The sequence below is a fragment of the Haloarcula sp. H-hyl6 genome (assembly GCF_056934455.1).
The window spans coordinates 163,040-181,595 of record NZ_JBRIIK010000002.1 but is presented as its reverse complement, the minus strand read 5'-3'; the positions used below and the strand labels follow the sequence as shown (position 1 = coordinate 181,595).

25 protein-coding genes are annotated in these 18,556 nt (G+C 69.1%); 15 read left to right on the top strand and 10 right to left on the bottom strand.

The window, feature by feature from the left end; genetic code table 11:
* The first annotated feature begins 107 nt into the window (after positions 1 to 107).
* Positions 108 to 1,478 (top strand): DNA primase DnaG, encoded by a 1,371-nt coding sequence (dnaG, locus tag Hhyl6_RS14260; RefSeq protein ID WP_483739925.1) that lies wholly within the window; start codon positions 108 to 110, stop codon positions 1,476 to 1,478.
* On the opposite strand, the gene Hhyl6_RS14255 is transcribed toward dnaG, so the two are convergent.
* Both Hhyl6_RS14255 and Hhyl6_RS14250 read right to left on the bottom strand, forming a co-directional pair.
* Complete coding sequence (locus tag Hhyl6_RS14255; RefSeq protein ID WP_483739924.1) at positions 1,475 to 1,891, bottom strand: GNAT family N-acetyltransferase; 417 nt, start codon at positions 1,889 to 1,891, stop codon at positions 1,475 to 1,477. The genes dnaG and Hhyl6_RS14255 overlap by 4 nt on opposite strands.
* On the bottom strand, positions 1,888 to 3,231 hold the full coding sequence (locus Hhyl6_RS14250) for a DUF92 domain-containing protein (RefSeq protein WP_483739923.1): 1,344 nt from the start codon (positions 3,229 to 3,231) through the stop codon (positions 1,888 to 1,890). The genes Hhyl6_RS14255 and Hhyl6_RS14250 overlap by 4 nt, the downstream gene beginning before the upstream one ends.
* 135 nt (positions 3,232 to 3,366) lie before the next feature.
* On the opposite strand from Hhyl6_RS14250, the gene Hhyl6_RS14245 reads away from it, so the two are divergent.
* A complete protein-coding gene (locus Hhyl6_RS14245; RefSeq protein ID WP_483740734.1) occupies positions 3,367 to 3,975 on the top strand; it encodes an undecaprenyl diphosphate synthase family protein in 609 nt (202 codons plus the stop codon).
* Positions 3,976 to 4,062: 87 nt separating this feature from the next.
* On the opposite strand, the gene Hhyl6_RS14240 is transcribed toward Hhyl6_RS14245, so the two are convergent.
* Both Hhyl6_RS14240 and uppS read right to left on the bottom strand, forming a co-directional pair.
* The gene (locus tag Hhyl6_RS14240; protein WP_483739922.1) at positions 4,063 to 4,350 is read right to left on the bottom strand and encodes a DUF5789 family protein; all 288 of its coding nucleotides are present in this window, start codon (positions 4,348 to 4,350) and stop codon (positions 4,063 to 4,065) included.
* A 55-nt stretch (positions 4,351 to 4,405) separates the two neighbouring features.
* Positions 4,406 to 5,320, bottom strand: coding sequence for a polyprenyl diphosphate synthase (gene uppS / locus Hhyl6_RS14235; protein WP_483739921.1), 915 nt, complete (start codon positions 5,318 to 5,320; stop codon positions 4,406 to 4,408).
* A gap of 103 nt (positions 5,321 to 5,423) precedes the next feature.
* On the opposite strand from uppS, the gene Hhyl6_RS14230 reads away from it, so the two are divergent.
* The 3 genes from Hhyl6_RS14230 to Hhyl6_RS14220 all read left to right on the top strand — a co-directional run bounded on the left by Hhyl6_RS14230 (position 5,424) and on the right by Hhyl6_RS14220 (position 6,328).
* Positions 5,424 to 5,618 (top strand): cold-shock protein, encoded by a 195-nt coding sequence (locus tag Hhyl6_RS14230; RefSeq protein ID WP_483739920.1) that lies wholly within the window; start codon positions 5,424 to 5,426, stop codon positions 5,616 to 5,618.
* A gap of 2 nt (positions 5,619 to 5,620) precedes the next feature.
* The gene (locus Hhyl6_RS14225; RefSeq protein WP_483739919.1) at positions 5,621 to 5,815 is read left to right on the top strand and encodes a cold-shock protein; all 195 of its coding nucleotides are present in this window, start codon (positions 5,621 to 5,623) and stop codon (positions 5,813 to 5,815) included.
* Between the two features lie 102 nt (positions 5,816 to 5,917).
* Positions 5,918 to 6,328 (top strand): DUF5778 family protein, encoded by a 411-nt coding sequence (locus tag Hhyl6_RS14220; protein WP_483739918.1) that lies wholly within the window; start codon positions 5,918 to 5,920, stop codon positions 6,326 to 6,328.
* A 1-nt stretch (position 6,329) separates the two neighbouring features.
* Here the strand turns inward: Hhyl6_RS14220 and Hhyl6_RS14215 are convergent, their stop codons facing one another.
* Entirely contained in the window at positions 6,330 to 6,614 is a 285-nt protein-coding gene (locus tag Hhyl6_RS14215) for a DUF7577 domain-containing protein (protein ID WP_483739917.1), read from the bottom strand.
* A gap of 143 nt (positions 6,615 to 6,757) precedes the next feature.
* On the opposite strand from Hhyl6_RS14215, the gene ahbB reads away from it, so the two are divergent.
* The 7 genes from ahbB (at position 6,758) to Hhyl6_RS14180 (ending at position 11,528) form a co-directional block, all read left to right on the top strand.
* A complete protein-coding gene (gene ahbB, locus Hhyl6_RS14210; protein WP_483739916.1) occupies positions 6,758 to 7,825 on the top strand; it encodes a siroheme decarboxylase subunit beta in 1,068 nt (355 codons plus the stop codon).
* Positions 7,822 to 8,469, top strand: coding sequence for a precorrin-2 dehydrogenase/sirohydrochlorin ferrochelatase family protein (locus tag Hhyl6_RS14205; RefSeq protein WP_483739915.1), 648 nt, complete (start codon positions 7,822 to 7,824; stop codon positions 8,467 to 8,469). The genes ahbB and Hhyl6_RS14205 overlap by 4 nt, the downstream gene beginning before the upstream one ends.
* The gene (gene hemA, locus Hhyl6_RS14200; protein ID WP_483739914.1) at positions 8,466 to 9,809 is read left to right on the top strand and encodes a glutamyl-tRNA reductase; all 1,344 of its coding nucleotides are present in this window, start codon (positions 8,466 to 8,468) and stop codon (positions 9,807 to 9,809) included. The genes Hhyl6_RS14205 and hemA overlap by 4 nt, the downstream gene beginning before the upstream one ends.
* Positions 9,809 to 10,096: a hypothetical protein gene (locus Hhyl6_RS14195; RefSeq protein ID WP_483739913.1), complete on the top strand. Its 288-nt coding sequence runs from the start codon at positions 9,809 to 9,811 to the stop codon at positions 10,094 to 10,096. The genes hemA and Hhyl6_RS14195 overlap by 1 nt, the downstream gene beginning before the upstream one ends.
* A gap of 46 nt (positions 10,097 to 10,142) precedes the next feature.
* Positions 10,143 to 10,421 carry a 4a-hydroxytetrahydrobiopterin dehydratase gene (locus tag Hhyl6_RS14190; protein WP_483739912.1) on the top strand — a complete coding sequence of 93 codons (279 nt, stop codon included), beginning with the start codon at positions 10,143 to 10,145 and terminating at the stop codon, positions 10,419 to 10,421.
* A gap of 4 nt (positions 10,422 to 10,425) precedes the next feature.
* The gene (gene lwrS, locus Hhyl6_RS14185; RefSeq protein WP_483739911.1) at positions 10,426 to 10,815 is read left to right on the top strand and encodes an LWR-salt protein; all 390 of its coding nucleotides are present in this window, start codon (positions 10,426 to 10,428) and stop codon (positions 10,813 to 10,815) included.
* Positions 10,816 to 10,898: 83 nt separating this feature from the next.
* On the top strand, positions 10,899 to 11,528 hold the full coding sequence (locus Hhyl6_RS14180) for an HAD family hydrolase (RefSeq protein WP_483739910.1): 630 nt from the start codon (positions 10,899 to 10,901) through the stop codon (positions 11,526 to 11,528).
* On the opposite strand, the gene Hhyl6_RS14175 is transcribed toward Hhyl6_RS14180, so the two are convergent.
* Complete coding sequence (locus tag Hhyl6_RS14175; RefSeq protein WP_483739909.1) at positions 11,525 to 12,454, bottom strand: molybdopterin-binding protein; 930 nt, start codon at positions 12,452 to 12,454, stop codon at positions 11,525 to 11,527. The genes Hhyl6_RS14180 and Hhyl6_RS14175 overlap by 4 nt on opposite strands.
* A 98-nt stretch (positions 12,455 to 12,552) precedes the next feature.
* On the opposite strand from Hhyl6_RS14175, the gene Hhyl6_RS14170 reads away from it, so the two are divergent.
* From Hhyl6_RS14170 to Hhyl6_RS14160, 3 genes are all read left to right on the top strand, one after another.
* A complete protein-coding gene (locus tag Hhyl6_RS14170; RefSeq protein WP_483739908.1) occupies positions 12,553 to 13,326 on the top strand; it encodes a GIDE domain-containing protein in 774 nt (257 codons plus the stop codon).
* 66 nt (positions 13,327 to 13,392) lie between these two features.
* The gene (locus Hhyl6_RS14165) at positions 13,393 to 13,749 is read left to right on the top strand and encodes an Hsp20/alpha crystallin family protein (protein ID WP_483739907.1); all 357 of its coding nucleotides are present in this window, start codon (positions 13,393 to 13,395) and stop codon (positions 13,747 to 13,749) included.
* 18 nt (positions 13,750 to 13,767) lie between these two features.
* On the top strand, positions 13,768 to 15,468 hold the full coding sequence (locus Hhyl6_RS14160) for an ABC1 kinase family protein (protein ID WP_483739906.1): 1,701 nt from the start codon (positions 13,768 to 13,770) through the stop codon (positions 15,466 to 15,468).
* 39 nt (positions 15,469 to 15,507) lie between these two features.
* Here the strand turns inward: Hhyl6_RS14160 and Hhyl6_RS14155 are convergent, their stop codons facing one another.
* The 4 genes from Hhyl6_RS14155 to Hhyl6_RS14140 all read right to left on the bottom strand — a co-directional run bounded on the left by Hhyl6_RS14155 (position 15,508) and on the right by Hhyl6_RS14140 (position 18,508).
* The gene (locus Hhyl6_RS14155; protein WP_483739905.1) at positions 15,508 to 15,771 is read right to left on the bottom strand and encodes a hypothetical protein; all 264 of its coding nucleotides are present in this window, start codon (positions 15,769 to 15,771) and stop codon (positions 15,508 to 15,510) included.
* A gap of 72 nt (positions 15,772 to 15,843) precedes the next feature.
* On the bottom strand, positions 15,844 to 16,398 hold the full coding sequence (locus Hhyl6_RS14150) for a hypothetical protein (RefSeq protein ID WP_483739904.1): 555 nt from the start codon (positions 16,396 to 16,398) through the stop codon (positions 15,844 to 15,846).
* A gap of 1 nt (position 16,399) precedes the next feature.
* Positions 16,400 to 17,737 carry an NRAMP family divalent metal transporter gene (locus tag Hhyl6_RS14145; RefSeq protein WP_483739903.1) on the bottom strand — a complete coding sequence of 446 codons (1,338 nt, stop codon included), beginning with the start codon at positions 17,735 to 17,737 and terminating at the stop codon, positions 16,400 to 16,402.
* On the bottom strand, positions 17,738 to 18,508 hold the full coding sequence (locus Hhyl6_RS14140; protein ID WP_483739902.1) for a phytanoyl-CoA dioxygenase family protein: 771 nt from the start codon (positions 18,506 to 18,508) through the stop codon (positions 17,738 to 17,740).
* Positions 18,509 to 18,556: the final 48 nt, after the last annotated feature.

The window sequence follows — 18,556 nt, the reverse complement described above, 5'->3', positions numbered from 1 at the left end:
AGGGCGGACACCCGCGACGCCAAGCTTATTTGGAGCGTCGTCGCCTACGGAAGCATAGTGACAGCGGCCGTCGCCGGTCTCGGCGACGGACCGGGAGTCCGGGAACAATGCACGACACATCGAAGTATCTGATACACGCGGACATCACCGCCGCCGGCGTCGTAGAGCGGAGCGACGTCGTCGGCGCGGTGTTCGGCCAGACCGAGGGCTTGCTCGGCGAGGAACTGGACCTGCGGGACCTGCAGGACTCGAAGAAGGTCGGTCGAATCGACGTCGAGATTCGCTCGGAGGGGGGACAGTCGTTCGGCCAGATAACCGTCGCCAGCGGCCTCGACAAGGTGGAGACGGCCATCCTCGGGGCCGCACTGGAGACCATCGAACAGATAGGACCCTGCCGGGCCGAGATAACCGTCTCGGACATCGAGGACGTCCGGAGCGCCAAGCGGCGGGAGGTGGTCGACCGAGCCACGGAACTGCTGGCGGCCTTCGAGGAGCACTCCGTCCAGACCGAGGACATCGTCGAGACGGTGCGTCAGCGCGCCCGCGTGGAGGACGTCACGGAGTACGAGGGGCTTCCCGCCGGACCGCGAGTGGCCGACTCCGACGCCATCGTCGTCGTGGAGGGCCGGGCCGACGTCCTGCAACTGCTGAAGTACGGCGTGAAGAACGCCATCGCCGTCGAGGGGACCGACGTGCCCGACGCCGTCGCGGCGCTGACCGACGACCGAACCGTGACGGCGTTTCTGGACGGCGACCGGGGCGGCGACCTCATCCTGAAGGAACTGTCGCAGGTCGGCGACGTCGACTACGTGGCCGTCGCGCCGCGAGGCCGCTCGGTCGAAGACCTCGCGCGCGGCGAAGCGATGCGGGCGCTCCGCGATAAGGTCCCCTACGAGGCCGTCGCCGACGCCGAATCCCCCGAAGAGGCCCTCGAAGCGGCCGAGACACGCGCCGACGGCGCGACCACCGTCGGCGAGGAAAGCGCCGACGCGGCGGACGACGGGGCCGCGGGACCGCCGTCGGCCGGCAGGCCGGACCCCGCCCCCGCCGTGGCCGACGCCGCGTCGACGGCGACACCGGCAGAGACCGAACAGGACGCCGCCGCGCCGGCCGACGACGCCGAAGACGAGGGGGACGGCGACGAGACAGAGGGTGCGGCGACGACCGAAGCAGGGACCGGAGAGGACTCGGTGGGGACGGTCACGCTGTCGGACCACGTCGACGCCGTCATCGGTGCCGACAGCGGCACGGTTCGCCTCCTCGACGCCGACCTGACCGTCCTCGCAGAGGGCGACGCCGCGGACGTGGTCTCGCTCGTCGAGACCTGCGAGGAGGCCCCCCGGACCGTCGTCCTCGACGACACCTGTTCGCAGACGGTCCTCGACGTCGCCGCCCAGCGAGAAGTGGACGTCGTCGCCACGGGCGAGGGCGAGTACGTCAAGCAACCGACGAGCGTGCAGGTCCGGACCGTCGATTAGAGGGTCCGGACCAGCAACACCGCGTCGCCGTCGTCGTAGTGGTCCGGGAGGTGGTCGACGAGTTCGAACCCGAACCCCTCGTAGAATGACCGAACCCGCTCGTCGTCCGCTCGGGCGGTGAGTCGGAGCGTCTCGAACCCCTCCTCGCCGAGGCTGTCGAGGACGCCCTCCATCAGCCGTGTCCCGTGGCCCTGCCCCTGTGCCGGCGGGGCGACGGCGAACTCCGCGAGGTAGGCGACGGGGTGGTCCGGGACGACCAGCGCGTAGGCAATCGGGCCGTTCAGGTCCAACACGAGGACGTGTGGCGGCCCGTCGATGGCGACGTCGAGCAGTCCCGGCCACGGGTGGTCGAGCGCCGCCGACTGGATGGCGCGGAGTCGCTCGTGGTCGGCCGACCGGGCCGAACGAATCATACGAGGCCGGCCGCCACCGCGACGCCGACGCCGGTGAGCGCCGCCGCGAGCGTCGCCAGCGCGTTGACGCCCTGATTGCCGACGACGGTTCCCTCGACGGTGGCCCCGAGGAGGCTATCGACGGTCATGCCCACGAACCCGCAGGCGAGAATCAGCGACGCTCCGACGGACCCGACGCTCTCTATCGTGACGGCGGCGATGCCGGCGATGATGCCCGCCCCGACGAGGCCCGCCACGACGCCCTGCCACGTGACGCCGCCGTCGGTGCCGGGTTCGACCCGCTGGAACGTGGTGATGAGGCGCGGGTTGTCGTAGAGGCCGCCGAACTCGCTGGAGAAGGTGTCGGTCATCGCGGCGGCGACGGCCCCGGCGAACGCGTAGAGGAACAGCGTCGGGTCGACGGCGATGTGGCTCGGACTGGCCGCCCACGCGAGGACGGCGACGAGCGCGACGATGGAGTTCGCGAGGACGTTCCCGCTCCCGCGGGCCCCCTCGTTCTCCTCGGCGATGCCGCGCTCTTGTTTCTCCTCGTAGCGGTACTTCGAGGAGAGGCCGCCGAGGCCGAAGAACGTGATGAGCATGGCGAACCAGCCGTACCCGCCGAGGACGATGGTCAACAGCGAGAGCAGGACGCCGGTGAGCATCCCCGGGAGCGAGGCGGTGTCGAGCGCGTAGGCGACGTAGCCCAGCACCGCGGAGATGCCCAGCGCGACGAACACGCGCTGGGAGGCCACCGACGGGTCGAGTTCGAAGAACAGCCACAGCAGTAACCCCACCGAGAGCATCACCAGCGGGTCGTCTCGCTCGAACAGCACCGAGCGGAGCAACGCGGCGACGAGGGCGCCGCTCGCGGCGAGGAACAGGGCGTCCGGCGTCGCGACCGAGAGGCCCTGTAACCGTGCGGCGACCAACTGAGCGCCGACGCCGGTAGCGAACCCGGCGACGACGAACCCGGCGGCGGTGACCACCTCGTCGGTGTGGACCCGGGCGGCGAGTCGCTGGCCGAGGTTGCCGTAGGCGACGATGACGACGGTGCCGACGAACACCCAGACCGGCAACTCGAACTGGACGGCGATGAGAGCCAGCCCCGCCGCGGCGAGGGCGAAGGCGGCGAGGCCGTACAGTTTGCCGTCCTCGTAGTCGCCCGGTCGGGCGAACAACTCGAACAGGGCGCTCCCCTGGTCGACAGCGGTCATGGCGAGCGCCGCGACGAGGACGAACGGTCCGGTCGCGGCGACAGTCGCGAGCGCCGGCGACTCGATACGGGTCGCCACGGGCACGACGAACGCCAACGTCCCCACCGCCGCGAACGCGCCGGCACGTCGGACTGTCGAAGTCACGTCCCGCCGGTATCCCCGAGAGCCACTTACCCTTTCCGAACTTGCAGGCTATCCGCCAGTACGTCGCTAGCACGCTCGTTCGGTGTCGGTCGGCGGACCGTGAGTTTTAGGCGAACCGTCGCTGTACCCGTCGGCGTGGGCCTCTACGACAGGTACCTCGCCACCCGCCTGCGGATGAGCGATGCGACCCTCCCCGAGACGGTGGCACTGGTCATCACCGAACGGGACCTGCTGACAGAAGGCGCCTACACCACCCTCGAACGGTTCTTCGACTGGGCGGTCCAGTACGAGGCTGCGACTATCGTGGTGTACGTGAGCGTCCTCGACGAGGACGTGGTCCCGACGATTCGACGGGAACTCGCGGACCTCCGAGCGCCGAAGCCAATCGCCATCCGCGGTCCGGGCGACGAGTCCGTCGCCGACGCTCCGATTCAGATATCTATCGGCCTCGGCGGGCAGTCGGAGTTCGCCACGGCCGTCCAGAAACTCGCCGAGGACGTCGAGGCGGGCGAGTTGGCCCCCGAGGACATCGACGAGGCCGCCGTCGAGGACCACCTCGTCTTCCCGACGGACCCGGACCTCGTCATCAAGACGGGGGCCGAGCGACTCTCGGACTTCATGATTTGGCAGTCGGTGTACTCCGAACTGTACTTCACCGACGTGAACTGGCGGAACTTCCGTCGCAGAGACTACCTCCGGGCCCTGCGGGACTATCAGGAACGCCAGCGTCGGTTCGGACGGTGAGTGCGGGCGGTCGCCGGACGCCGACAGGGTACTCTCTCACGGCCTCTGAGCCGGGACGGGCGACGCAAAAACACGTTTGACGCGGCGTCAGAGCGTCTCCTCTTCGTCTCGGCCAGGGTTCGAAGACCGGTCGTCGTAGTTCTCGCGGCCGACGTGGTCGTCGCCGAGGTTGGCCATCACCGTGTCGTGGAGTTCCGCCACCGTCTGGAACTCCGCCGTGTCGCTTCGCTCGACGATTGTCTCGATGGTGGTCCCGTCACCGCCCTGTGCCGCTATCGTCCGGTCACCGACCGTCTCGGCGACGGTGTCGCTGTCGACCGGCGGGTCGAGTTCGGCATCGAACAACTCTCTAGCGTCGGACGGACTGATAGGCATGGGACGACCCTTTGGTCCGCCGACGGGTACACTTGCGGCCTGCACAGGCAAGCCGTCAGTTCGCCGTCTCGTACTCCTCGTCCAGGTCCTCGCGTTCGCCGCTCGGTAGGGCGTCCCTGAACCGGGCGAGGACCCGACGGGCCTGCGGAACCTCGGCGTTCTCGACGGCGCGGACGAGGGTACGCGCCCGCCGGGCGCGAGTGGTGCGCCACGACTCCTCGCGGTTCTGGTAGGTGCGGATAGCCCGGAGGAAGTCTATCTTCCGGAACTCGGGCCAGTAGGGCGTACAGAAGAACGTCGCCGCCTCGTTGCCGTTGGCGTGCCACGGGAGGAAGTTCGAGGTGCGCTCGTCGCCACCCGTTCGCACGATGAGGTCCACGTCACAGGTCGGTCCTTCGTAGAGGTACTCTTCGATAGTGTCGACGTCGACGTCGTCGGGGGCCAACTCGCCCGCCTCGACGTCCTCGGCCACGTCCCGGGCCGCACCGAGGAGTTCCGCGCGCCCACCGTAGGCGAGCGCGATGTTGAGGTTCAGGCGGTCGTACTGGGCGGTCCGGCCCTCGGCGTAGTCGATGGCCTCTTGTACCCGTTCGGGGAGCATCTCGGTCTCGCCGATGGCCCGGATGCAGACTTCCGCGTCGTGGACCCGGTCGGCGTCCGCGAACGTGCGGAGTTTCTCCTCGACGAGGTCGAAGATGTACTCGCGTTGGTCCTCGGGGCGGTCGAAGTTCTCCGTCGAGAAGGCGTACAGCGTCACCTCGTCGATGCCGAGTTCGTCGCACCAGTGCAGCAGCGACTCCGTCGTCTCGGCGCCCTCGCTGTGTCCCTGTTTCGTCTCGACGCCCTGCTCGCGGGCGTAGCGGCGGTTGCCGTCCTGAATGACGGCGACGTGACCGGGGGTCCCGGATAGCTCCCAGCGGAGCACCCGCTCGTAGGCGGCGTAGCCGAGACTTCGGACCCTGTCTCGCATCGTCCGTAGTGTATCAACCGAACGATAAGGCGTTTGTGGCTCCGACCGTCCGTGTGAGAGCGCCGCATGGTTTTAATACCCTCGGCGCATACGGGAAGTTGCAATGGCGACCGGTACGGTAGACTTCTTCAACGACACGGGCGGTTACGGCTTCATCGAAACAGAGGACGCGGACGAGGACGTGTTCTTCCACATGGAGGACGTCGGCGGTCCCGACCTCGAGGAGGGACAGGAGGTCGAGTTCGACATCGAGCAGGCGGACAAGGGTCCGCGAGCGAAGAACCTCAAGAGGTTGTGACGATGGCGACAGGCACAGTCGACTTCTTCAACGACACGGGCGGGTACGGCTTCATCGAGACGGAGGACTCCGAGGAGGACGTGTTCTTCCACATGGAGGACGTCGGCGGTCCCGACCTCGAGGAGGGACAGGAGGTCGAGTTCGACATCGTGCAGGCCGACAAGGGCCCGCGCGCCGAGAACCTCAAACGGTTGTAGACGAACACGTTCGGCGGTTGTGACGACCTCGTCGCGGCGAGAGCGGCCGCTACGGCGGCCTGAATCCGAAGTGCATTAGGCACCGGCAGGCCGACGTCCGGTATGAGCGACGCCGACGCACTCGACGACGACCTGTATCGCCGGACCAAACAGCTTCTGGAGCCCGGCGAGATTCGACTCAACGGCGCCGTCGTCCACACCGAGTACGACGGCAGCGACGAGATAGAGATGATGCAGGCCACCATCGACGTCGGCGACGACATCGCCGAGGGGTACGGGATGGACCCCACGGACACGTTCGTCTACTCCGGCAGCGACGACCCCGAGTTCGCGTCGAACCAGCACCAGGGCCTGACGCTCGACGGCGAGGAGTTCGTCTGGGAGTGTCAGCAACTGCTCCGCAACGGGTCGTTCGACCTCGTGTTCTACTACGAGGCCAGCGCCGACCACGAGGCCATCCTCGACGCTATCGCGGACCGGGGCTTCGAGGTCACCGGGGTCCGCGGCGACTGAGTCAGTCGGCGAGGCGTTCCTGACAGTTGTGACAGTAGGTGTAGTTCGGTCCGTTGGCCGACCCGCAGAACCGGCAGGTCTGGGCCTCCACGCCCGCGCTCTCGAAGTAGGCGTTTAGCTGGCCGGTGTCGAGACCGGCGCGTCGGCCGCTGAACTGCTCGACGAGGGTGTCCTTCGCGGCGTAGTCCATGAGGCGGAACAGGAGGACGAAAAAGAGCGGCGCACCGACCAGTACGACACAGTAGACGAGCAACCGCACCGCCAGTTCAGCGGTGGATATCTGCACGCGTGACGTAGGTGCTGGAGGCGCTAAAGCACTCGGGCGGAGCGCGTGCCGACCCCAGAGAGACGCGCGGCGTGGCCGCGTCGCCCCCTCGCGTCGAGGGCGCTCCCGCGCCGTTTTTATTCGCCCAGTCCCGAGTCTCGACCATGAGCGAAGACCTCGGGCGGGTGGACAGCGCTATCCTCAACGCGTTTCAGGGCGGGTTCCCGGTCGTCGAGCGGCCCTTCGAACCGGCGGCGGCAGCGCTCGCCGAACACGGCGTCGACCTGACGGGCGCGGAACTGCTCGAACGCGTCCAGCGGCTCGACGAGGCGGGCGTCCTGACGCGCTTCGGTGCCCTCATCGACGCCGAAGCAATCGGCGGGACGGCGACGCTGGTGGCGACACACGCGCCCGAGGACGCCTACGACGACCACGCAGAGATGGTCAACGCCCACCCCGAGGTGGCCCACAACTACGAGCGCGAACACCCGTACCTCAACATGTGGTTTGTCCTCTCCGTCGTGGACGAGGCCCGCGTCGAGGAGGTGTTGGCCGACATCGAGGCCGAGACGGGCGAACCGACGTTCAACCTGCCCAAACAGCAGGAGTTCCACGTCGGCGCGAAGTTCCCGGTCGAGGGGCCACAGACGCAGGCCGTCGACTGTTCGGACGCCGGCCCCGACGTGACCCCGACCGACCGGCAGTCGCTGACGCCCGCGGAACTCGACCTCGTACTGGAGATTCAGGGCGGTCTCCCCGTGACCGAGACGCCCTACGCGGACGTGGCCGACGCTATCGGGGCCGACACCGAGTGGGTCCTCGCGACCATCAAGCGGTTCAATCTGGAGGGGAAGGTCCGTCGCGTCGGCGCTATCCCGAATCACTACGCGCTGGGCTACTCCGAGAACGGGATGACCGTCTGGGACGTCCCCGACGACGTCGTGGACGAGGTGGGGCCGGCCATCGCCGAGTTCGACTTCGTCACGCACTGTTACGAGCGGCCGCGCCACGAGGGCGTCTGGCCGTACAACTTCTTCGCGATGACGCACGGTCGGACCGAGGAGGAGAGCGACCGACGCATCCGACAGGTCCACGACCGGATGTCGGAGTACTGGGACGTGGGCGACGGCGACTGGGACACCCTGTTTTCGACGCGAATATTGAAGAAGACGGGCATCAGAGTTGAGGATAGAGCCGAAGCGAACGTCGAATCGGCCCCCGACCAGGGATGATACCGCTACTGCACGACTTCGAGGGCGAGACCGTTCTCGTCGTCGGCGGCGGTCCCGTCGGCGCCCGGAAGGCCCGTCGGTTCGCCGCGGAGGCGTCCGTCGTCGTCGTCAGCCCCGCGTTCGCGGACCGAGACTTCGGCGGGGCCGAACTGGTCCGGGCCGCGCCCGACGCCGACTCGGTCCGCGAGTGGGTCGACCGGGCCGACCCCGCGTTGGTCGTCGCCGCGACGGACGACCCGGACCTGAACGCGGCCGCCGAGTCGGCCGCCCGGGCGCGCGGCGCACTCGTCAACCGCGCCGACGACCACGGCGAGCAAGCGTTCGGCAACGTGGTCGTCCCGGCCACCGTTCGGGACGACCCGGTGACGGTGGCCGTCGCTACCGGCGGGCGCTCGCCGGCGCTGTCGAAACACATCCGCGAGCAGGTCGAGTCCGAGTTCGCCGGCGCCGGCGAGATGGCCGAGTTGACCGGCGACCTGCGGGAGACCCTCAAATCTGCGGGCGTACCGCCGGCCCAACGGCGCGACGCCGTCCGAGCGGTGGTCAGAGACGGCGAGGTTTGGAAGGCTTTAGATAGTGGCAGGTCCAAGGCCCGACAGGTAGCAGAAGACGTGATCGGAGATTTCCCGGGTGATACCTCGTGATGGGCGACTCTGGCGTCATCGTCGGCGTTCGCGTCTCGCACGACCGCGCGAGCGTCGACCAACTGGAGACGGCGGCGGCGGAGAGCCAGCGCCACGCCGTCGAGATGCTTCTCTCCCGTCCGGGCGTCGAGGAGGCGCTGGTCCTCCAGACGTGCAACCGGACGGAGGGGTACGTCGTCGCGACCGACCACGAGACTGGCCGCGAGGCGCTGTCCCTGTTCACGCGGGACATCCCCGAGGACGTCCCGGTGACGATGGACCACGAGGAGAGCCTGCGCCACCTCCTTCGCGTGGCGGCGGGCCTCGAATCCATCGTCCTCGGTGAGGACCAGATTCTCGGCCAGTTACGCGACGCCTACGAGGACGCCCGCGGCGTCGGTGGCATCGGGCGACTGCTGGAGGACGGCGTGACGAAGGCCATCCACGTCGGCGAGCGCGCCCGCACCGAGACGAGCATCAACGAGGGCGTCGTCTCGCTCGCGTCGGCCGCCGTCCGACTGGTCGACCGCGAGTGTCCGCTCGACGGCGAGACGGCCCTCGTCGTCGGCGCCGGCGAGATGGGGCAACTCGCCGCGAAGGCCCTCGCAGAGCGGGTCGACCGCGTCATCGTCGCCAACCGGACCGTGCCCCACGCCGAACACGTCGCGGAAGCCGTCGACGCCGACGGGAGCGCCGTCGCGCTGGACGCCGCCGAGGCCGCCGTCGAGGAGGCCCGCATCGTCGTCTCGGCGACGGGGAGCAACGACCACGTGTTCGACGCCGGCACGTTCGCCGAGGCGGGCGAGACGTACGTCGTGGACATCGCCCAGCCACGGGACGTGCCTGCGGGCGCCGACCGCCTGCCCGGCGTCACCGTCTACGACCTCGACGCGCTGGAGTCGGTCACCGAGGAGACCCGCGCCCAGCGCCGACAGGCCGCCGAAGCGGTCGAGCGACTCGTCGACGAGGAGTTCGACCACCTCCTCACGCAGTACAAGCGCAAGCGGGCCGACCGCGTCATCTCGGCGATGTACGAGAGCGCAGAGCAGGTCAAGGCCGCCGAACTCAACACGGCGATGGCCGGCACGGACTTCGACGAGGAACAGCGCGAAGTCGTCGAGGCGATGGCCGACGCCATCGTCTCCCAACTGCTCGCCGCGCCGACCCGGAGCCTGCGCGACGCCGCCGAAGAGGACGACTGGTCGACCATCCAGACCGCGCTGGAACTGTTCGACCCCGACTTCGGACCGGACGGCGTGGACCCCTCGACGTTCCCCGAGGACATGTCCCTCGAAGACATCCCCGAGGGGATGCGCGACGAGGTGCCGGCGGCGGTCCTCGACCAGTTAGCCGACGACTGATGGTCGCCCCGCTCCCGTTCGTCGTCGGCGTCGGGTTCGTCGTCGTCGCCGTCGGCGGTTTGTACGAGGTGACGAACTACACCGAGGCACAGCGGCGGCGCGAGCGGCGACTGGTGCAGGCGTTCACCTACGGGTGCCTGCTGGTCGCCGCGCTGGGGCTGGCGGCGGTGTGGGTCGGCCTCCGGAACGCGGACCTCCCGACGTGGCTGTTCGTGAGCCTCGCCGCCGTCGTCGTCGCGGTGCTGGTCGTCCAGCGCCGCCTCAGAGAGCGACTGGACGCCGACTGACCGGACCGACACAACTGTTTTGCGGCTGGCAGGCGACCGGTGGCGTATGGCAGACCTGCTTTCCGACTCGGAGATAGCCGAGCGCCTCCCCGACGGCTGGGAGCGAGACGGGGACGAAATCGTCCGAACCTTCGAGTTCGACGCCTATCTCGACGCGTCGGGGTTCCTGAGCGCCGCCGCGGGCGTCGCCGAGGACGCGTGGCACCACCCCGAGATGACCATCCGCTGGGGCGAGGTCGAAGTGCGTCTGACCACCCACGACGCGGGCGGTATCACGGGCAACGACGTCGACATGGCCGAGCGGTTGAACGGAATCTACGACTAGGCCCGTGCCGGAGACGGACCCCGCCGACGCGCCGGCCCGCTACGTGTTCCGCGTGACGGTCAGACTCGCTCCGAAGTCGGGAGTGACGGCTGACCCCGACCGATTCGAGACGGTGGTCTCCCGCGCGGCCGACCCGCCGGGCGAGGACGGGTGGCTGTTCTTCCGCGACACGCTCTGGCGGGGGGAGTTGGGCGACGACGCGTACGGCCGTCAGTGGGCCGAAGACGCGCTGGGCGTCCCCGTGGAGTCGGCGTCGTTCAGCGAACTCCAGACGAGCGAGGCGTATCTGGACGCGTTGAAGACGTCCATCGCCGCGGACTTGGACGCGTTCAACGCCGACAGCGTCACCGAAGTCCTCTCGAAGTACCTGGGGAGTTCCATCCGCGTCGAGTGACACCGGGACCGGGTTAGTCACTCTCTACGGCCCCGTTAGGGCCAGAAAGACTATACCTCGAACTACCATAGAGATTTGTCCCTATGCCCCACAACTACGACTTCTGGCTGTTCGACCTCGACGGAACGTTAGTCGACGTCGACCCGTCGTACCCGGCCGAAGTCATGGCCCGAGTCGGCGACCGCCTCGGTCAGGGGTTCACGGAGCGAGACGCCGCCCTCCTGTGGTACGGCCAAGGTGACGCGCGGGAAGAGTTGCTCGCCGAACGAGACGTAGACCCGGAGCGGTTCTGGGCCGCCTTCCACGACGAGGAGGACCCGCAGGCCCGCGCCGAAGCGACGTACCTCTACGACGACGCCGAGGAGTTCCTCGCAGACCGCACCGACCCCGTGGGACTGGTGACGCACTGCCAGCGCTACCTGACGATGCCCGTCCTCGACCACCTCGACATCGCCGACTGGTTCGACACCGTGGTCTGCTGTGACGACGACATCGGCTGGAAACCGGACCCTGCCCCGGTCCATCGGGCGATGGGTGAGATGGGCGTCGGCCACAACGGTCACGTCGGCGCGCTGGCGGGCGACAACCCCGGCGACATCGGCGCGGCGTGGAACGCCGGCCTCGACGGCATCCACGTCGAGCGTGAGTCGCCGCTCGCTGCGGACCGATGCGTGCGCGGCGACCACCGCGTCACCTCCCTGCTCGACCTCTAGGGGAGGTAGTCCCAGTCCTCGACGGCGACGCTGTCCCCAGCGGCCGGTCCGTCCGTCCCCTCGGGGACCGTCACCCACCCGTCGGCCCGCGTCGCCGTGGCGAGGTCCGTCCCCGCGAGCGGGGTCGCCCCCTCGTCGCCGAGCGCCACCGGGACGAACGTACGGAGCGACGCGGCGGCCTCGATGCTCTCCGTGAGCGGCGCGGTCCGCATCGGATGCGGCGTCAGCGGCGCGTCGGCGAACGCCTTCACCAGGGGCCTGAGGAGTTGCACCGCGCCGACGCGGGCGGCGACCGGCGACTCGGGCAGGAGGAGTACCGGGCGGTCCTCGACGACGGCCACCCCCGTCTCGCGGCCCGGCGAGATGGCGACGCGGTCCGCTATCACGTCCCCGAGGTCACGTACCACCCCCCGGAGGGCGTCCCCCGGTTCGGTGCCGGTGACGACGAGCACGTCCCGAGTCAGGTCCCGCTGGACGGCCATCCGGAGCGCGGGCGGGTCGTCGGCCACCGGGTCGCGGTAGGTGACTTTCCCGCCCCAGCGGTCGAGGTACTGCGCGAGCGTGAACCCGGCCGTCTCGACGGCGTCGGGCCCTCCGTCGCCGTACTGCGCGAGTTCGTCCCCCGTCGGGACGACGCCGACCTGCGGGCGCTGACGGACCAGCAGTTCGGTGACGCCGGCGGCCTTCAGCAGACCCACGTCGGCGGGCGCGACCTGTCGGCCGCGCTCGAACACCACCTCGCCGGCGTCGATGGCCGCGTCGGGGACCCGTTCGTTGGCGGTCGCGTCCGTCGCGAGCACTCGCCCGACGGACACCGAGAGCGGGATGCGGTCGGTCCGGTCCACTGGGACGGCGTACCCGCCGAGTTGACGGCGGGCGGTCTCCAGACTGCACTCCCCGGCGTCCGACGGCGAACTCCCGGCCATACGGTACGTTGGGGCCCGCGAGCCAAAAGACTCCGGAGTGCGGCAGTCCGGGCCGGTCGGAGGGAACGCTTTTGCGCCTCGCAGACGCCGGTCCGGGCATGGTCCTCCCGCAGTTGGTCGCCCTCGGGGTGGCCGCCGTCGCCGTCTACCTCCTCTACACCGGAGGGCGCGAACTCACCACCGCAGGGCACATCCTCCTGAACGACCCGCTCCCGGTCCGCGAGTTGCACGGTTACACCGGCCCCGCCGAGGTGACCGGCACGGCCGTCGAGGGCGACGGCGGGACGGTGACGGCACCGTTCACCGGGGCGGCGTGTCTGGCCTACACGTACGAAGTCGAGGAACTCCGCTCGTCGGGCAAGAGTTCCTCGTGGCACACGCTAGACGAGGGGATGGACGGTGCGGACTTCGTCGTCGACGACGGCACCGGCCGGGTTCGCGTGGACCCGACCGGGGCGGACGTGCGTTTCGAGGCCCACTCAGTGACCGTCTCGCCGGGCACCGAGTTACCCGACAGACTCGCGAGGTACGTCGCCGAGACGGACGCCGTGGACGCGCAGGACCGGACCATGAACCTACTGGTCACGGAACTCAACGTCGGCAACGAACAGCGGTTCACCGAGCGGCGACTCGACGTGGGCGAGGCGGTGTACGTCTACGGACAGGCGACCCGCGGCCCGCCCGTCGAGTGGGGCAGTGACCTCGTGGACGCCGTCCTCGGCGACGGTCGTGGGACGCCGGTCTTCGTCATCTCGGACACGACGGAACGCGGGACCGCGTGGCGAATCGCCCGCGGCGGCCTCCTGCGCGCGGGTATCGGCCTCGTGGCCCTCGTGCTGGGGCTCTTCTTCCTCGGTCCGGTCGTGCTGTGACCGCCGAGTACTCCTGACGATGCCGATACCGCCGGGTTTAACGCACCGCCCGCCCTAGGGCAGTCCATGTCAGCGCTGCGTGAGGCGTTGCGGGACCTTCCCGACGCCGTGTTCGCGGACGTACTCGAATCCGAGGAAGCGTACCTGCTCGTCCTCGACCTACCGGGCGTGACCGCGGAGACGGTCGACGTCAGCGTCGAGGGCGGCCGTCTCGTCGTCGAAGGGCAGCGCACGAAAGACGTCCCCCGGGAGTTCCGGTTCGTCGAGGAGGACCGGTCGGTGTTCCTCGACGTGGAACTGCCGCTCCCGCCGGACGCCACGGGGCAGGGGGCCGAGGGCCACGTCGACCGCGGCGTCCTCGAACTCACCCTCCCGAAGGCCACCGCCGCGCCGAGCACGACAATCCCCATCGACGAGGCCTGAGCGCGGGGTGCCCTGTAGGTGAATCTCCGCGCGTACTGGCGGTTCTTCGTCGTCGCCAGGCAGTTCCTGCCGCTGTTGCTCGCGTACGCTCGCGACCGGAACCGGTTCCTGCTGTTCGGGTCGTCCCGGCAGGTCACCAGCGAACAGCGACGCCAGCGTGCGAGCGCGCTCCTCGACTCTATGCTTCGGTTGGGACCGACGTTCATCAAACTCGGGCAGTTGCTCTCGACGCGGCCCGACATCCTCCCGCCGGAGTACATCGACGAGTTCTCGAAACTGCAGGACCGCGTCCCGCCCGCGGAGTGGGAGAGGGCCCGACAGGTCCTCGAATCGGAACTCGGCCCCGTCGAGGAGCGGTTCGCCGAGTTCGAGACCGACGCCATCAGCGGGGCCTCGCTCGGGCAGGTGTACCGGGCCGAGGTAGACGGCGAGCGAGTGGCGGTGAAGGTCCGTCGGCCGGACATAGAGGACCTCGTGGAGGCCGACCTCCGGGTCATCGGGTGGTCGTTACCGCTGCTGATGTACTTCATCGACGAGTCGCGGTCGTTCTCGCTGGAGACGCTGGCCGACGAGTTCGCCAAGACCATCCGCGAGGAGATGGACTACGAGCGCGAGGCCCGGATGCTCGGCGAGATTCGGGAGAACTTCGCCGACAACGACCGGGTCCGCATCCCGCGCGTCGTCGACTCACACTCGACACAGCGGGTCCTCACGATGGAGTACGTCCCGGGGACGAAAATAAACGACATCGAGGACCTAGACGAACGCGGCTTCGACCGGACCCAACTGGCCGAGACGCTCCAGCAGGCGTACCTCCAGATGATTATCGATGACGGCGTCTTCCACGCCGACCCACACCCGGGGAACCTCGCCGTGCAGGAGGACGGCAAACTCGTCTTCTACGACTTCGGGATGTCCGGCCGCGTCGACCCGTTCGTCCAAGAGAAGATTGTCGACTTCTACGCCGCCGTCGCCGACCAGAACATCGACGCCATCCTCGACGCACTCATCGAGATGGGGACGCTCTCGCCGGAGGCCGACCGGCAGGTGATGGGCGACGTGATGGAACTGGCCATCGCGGACGCCCGCGGCGAGGACATAGAGCAGTACCGCGTCCAGCAGATAATCCAGCAGGTCGAGGACACCATCTACGAGTTCCCGCTCCGCCTGCCGTCGAACCTCGCACTCGTCCTCCGGGTGGCGACGGTGGTGGAGGGCGTCTGCGTCACGCTGGACCCGGACTTCGACTTCATCTCGGTCGCCACCGAGTACCTCCGCGACGAGGGGTACATCGCCGCCGGCGTCCGCAACTACGTCGAAGACCGGGCGACGGAGGTGCAGGACGCCGCCCAGTCGGCGGTCCGCATCCCGCCGAAACTCGAATCGGTCCTCGACAGGGTCGAGCGGGAGGACCTGCAAGTTCGCGCGGACATCGAGGACTCGGACCGCCTGCTGGCGACGATGACCAAGCGGCTGATTCTGGGGATGTTGCTCGCCAGCACGGTCTTCTCGACGGCGTTCCTCTACGCCGAGGCCACGCCGCTCGTCGCCGCCATCGCCGCCGTCGGGGTCTTCGCGGTGTCGGGCGCGCTCTGGTGGTCGTTCCGCTCGAAGAAGGGCGTCCGCGCGAAACCGCAGTTCACTCGACAGAGCATGCGCGAACGCCAGGGCGAGAGCGCCGGCGGGATGACGACGGCGTTCGAGGACGAGGACGCCTGACGTTCCGGCGGCGACTCCGCCGGACCGACCGAGGTGCGCTCACTCGCCAGACAGTTGCATTCCGCGAGCCACGGCGTAGACGAGGACGACGCCGCCCCCGACGGCGAGGACGAACTGCCCGAGCACCGAGAACATCGCGCCGAGGACCGAGTCCCCGAGGAAGAAGAACACGAGCGCGAACGGGACGAGACTGACGGCGACGAACAGGCCGACGAGTTTCGCGAGCGGAATCGCCTCCGAGAGAATCTGTGTCGTGTCGAGTGCGCCAGTCGCGCGGTCGACGAACGGGCGTGAAGAGGGCATCGACTCCGACGTCGCAGGGCGGTGATAAGTGTCTCCCGGTACGTGAACGGGTCGAACGGGCGACGCCGGCTCTCAGGTAAGGTCGACCACGCGGTCCGCCCACGCTCGCAACGCGTCGAGTGCGCGCCGTTCGTTCGCCGACACCGGGTTCCCAGTCCCGAGTTCGTCGCTCTCGAAGGCGTTCAGAACCGCACAGTCCGCCCGGTCGCAGTAGTCGGTCAGCCGACTCGTCGCGGCGGGGTCGGCTTGCAGTCCGATGGTCGCGTCGTTGACGAAGACGGCCGTCGGGTCGGCGGGCGCGGCGTCCAGTCTGTCGGCGGCCGCCGCCGCGTTCGACTCGGCGAGTGCGAGGGCCTCGGCGTCCGTCGCACCCTCCGAACGCGGTGCGTGGGCGTCGACGACGCCGTGAGAGGCCCCGTCGGGAACCGTGGTGAACTGCGTGAGATGCCCGCCGAGGGTCCGCCCGTCCCGTTCGACCGTCGGCGCGAAGTCGAGGACGACACAGCCGTCCGGTCCGTGCCGGTCGACCCAGCGGTCGAGCGCCAGCGCCGTGCGCCGCGTCTTGCCGACGTTCGATGGGCCGACGACGAGCGTCCTCCCGTGGAGCGGGAGCGAGCGGTCAGTCATCTCAGTCCGCCGCCATCGGGCGGTCGTCCGCCTCCGTGAGCCAGTTCCGGACCGTGAGGCCGACCAGCCCGAGCATCGCCGCGGCGAGAATCGCCGCGAACGCGAGGATGGACAGCGACACGGGGTCGGTGACGCCCCCGGCCGCCACCCGCTGGACCCACTGCCCGGCGACGACGGTGCTGATGCCGACCAGCAGGAGGCCGCCCACGTTCTCCAGGGGGGCGTTCGTCTTCGGCACGGCCGTCGGGTCGTTGAGGAGGTACAGCACGAGCGCCAGCACGAACGGCGTGCCGACGAAGCCGATGGCGAGCGCCTGAATCAGCAGGCCGAAGACGGCCCCGGGGATGAAGACGCCGAGGACGCTGACGAGCGCGAAGGCCGCGATGGCCGCCTGGTACCGGGCGTCGTCGGTGTCCTGTTCCCAGCCCATCTTGTCCGCGAGGAGGTACGGCGGGACGACGGTGTTGCCGCCCAGCGTCGTCACGGCCGCACCCCACAGGCCCAGCAGGAAGAGCCACTTCGCGTTCGACCCGACGAGCGGACCCAGCGCGTTCGCGGCGCCGACGGCCCCGAGACTCGGGTCGCCGAGCACCGACGCGGCGACGAGGAAGATGGCCAGACTGGCGACGCCGAAGGCGACCAGCATGGACGCGCCGACGTCGAAGACGGCGATGTCGGCGTCCTCGGCGGTCCAGCCGCGGGCCCGCATCGTGTAGGACTGCATCGTCACCAGCGCGATGTGGACGGCGCCGCCGAGGATGCCGGCGGCGAGCAACGCCCCCTCGACGCCGGCCGGGATAGACGGAACCAGTCCGGCGGCCGCCGCGCCGTAGTCGATGGGGACGACGAACAGCGACACGACGAACAGCAGGACGACGGTAGAGACGAGCAGTTTCGCCCCCCACTCGGCGAACCGGTAGCCGCCACCGGCGAGGCCGGCGGCGAGCACCACGCCCCAGACGACCGCCCAGACGACGGGGTTGAAGCCCGCGACTTCCGCCGACACGCCGGCCAGCGTCTTCATGATGACCAGTTGGGCCAGTCCGGCCGCGACGACCGTATCGGCTACCAGTAGCCACGCCCACGCGTCGCCGAGGTTCGCCTCGACGGCGGCGACGATGCCGGCCTCGGTGAGGAGGCCGAGGCGCATCGCCAGATACTGCGCCGTCGCGCCCATCACCGCCGAGAGGACGACGACCCACAGCAGGGTGTAGTCGAAACTCGCGCCCGCCGTCACGAGGGCGCCGATGGTCGCCGGGCCGGTGGCGATTGCGCCCGCGAGCCACGTCGGCCCCATCTCGGAGAAGCGCGAGAGGACGCCCGAGTCGCTGGTCGCCATCTACACGCACCCCGCGAAGCTCTCGCCGGTCACGTCGTAGCTGTCGACCCACTCCGGCGGGTTCTCGTCGGTGAACCGCGAGCGACTCCGCATGTACGAGGCGATGTACGCCCGCCGCCAGTCGTCCGTCTCGTTGGGGGCGGTGTAGTGGGGGAGCAGGCAGTGCTGGAACAGGACGTCGCCCGGTTCCATCGGCAGGGCGACGGCGTCCTCGGGACCGTAGTCGGCCTCGGCGATGGTGATGTCGGTGTCGTACTCGATGGCCTCGTGGCCGAGCAAGCCGTCCTTGTGCGCGCCCGGGACGACCTGCATACACCCGTTCTCGGTGGTCGACTGGTCGAGTGCTATCCAGACGGTGACGTGGTCCATCGGGTGGATGGGGTAGTACGCCGCGTCCTGGTGGTACTTCTTCTCGCTCCCGACGCGGGGCGGTTTCAGCATCGCCGCACTCCGCAGGAGGTGGAGGTTCGGGCCCTGCAACTGCCGGACCACGTCGAGAACCGCCTCGTCGTGGACCAACTCGGCGAACACGTCGTCCTCACGGACCATCCCGAGACCCTCGAACTTCCGGACCGGGTCGGCGTCCCCGAGGGCGTCGCCGTCGGCCTCGGGTTCGAGCATCCGCTCGAACCTCGTCTCCTCGCGGTCGTTCCGGACGTACGCCTCGATGCGCGTCGTCACGGCCTCGACGATGTCACCGTCGAGACAGTCCTCGACGACGACGTAGCCGTCCCGCTGGTACTGTTCGAACTGCGCGTCTGTGAGTGTCATACCACTCCCTACTATTCTCCGGTAATAAGCCCTTCCAACTCGTCGCGC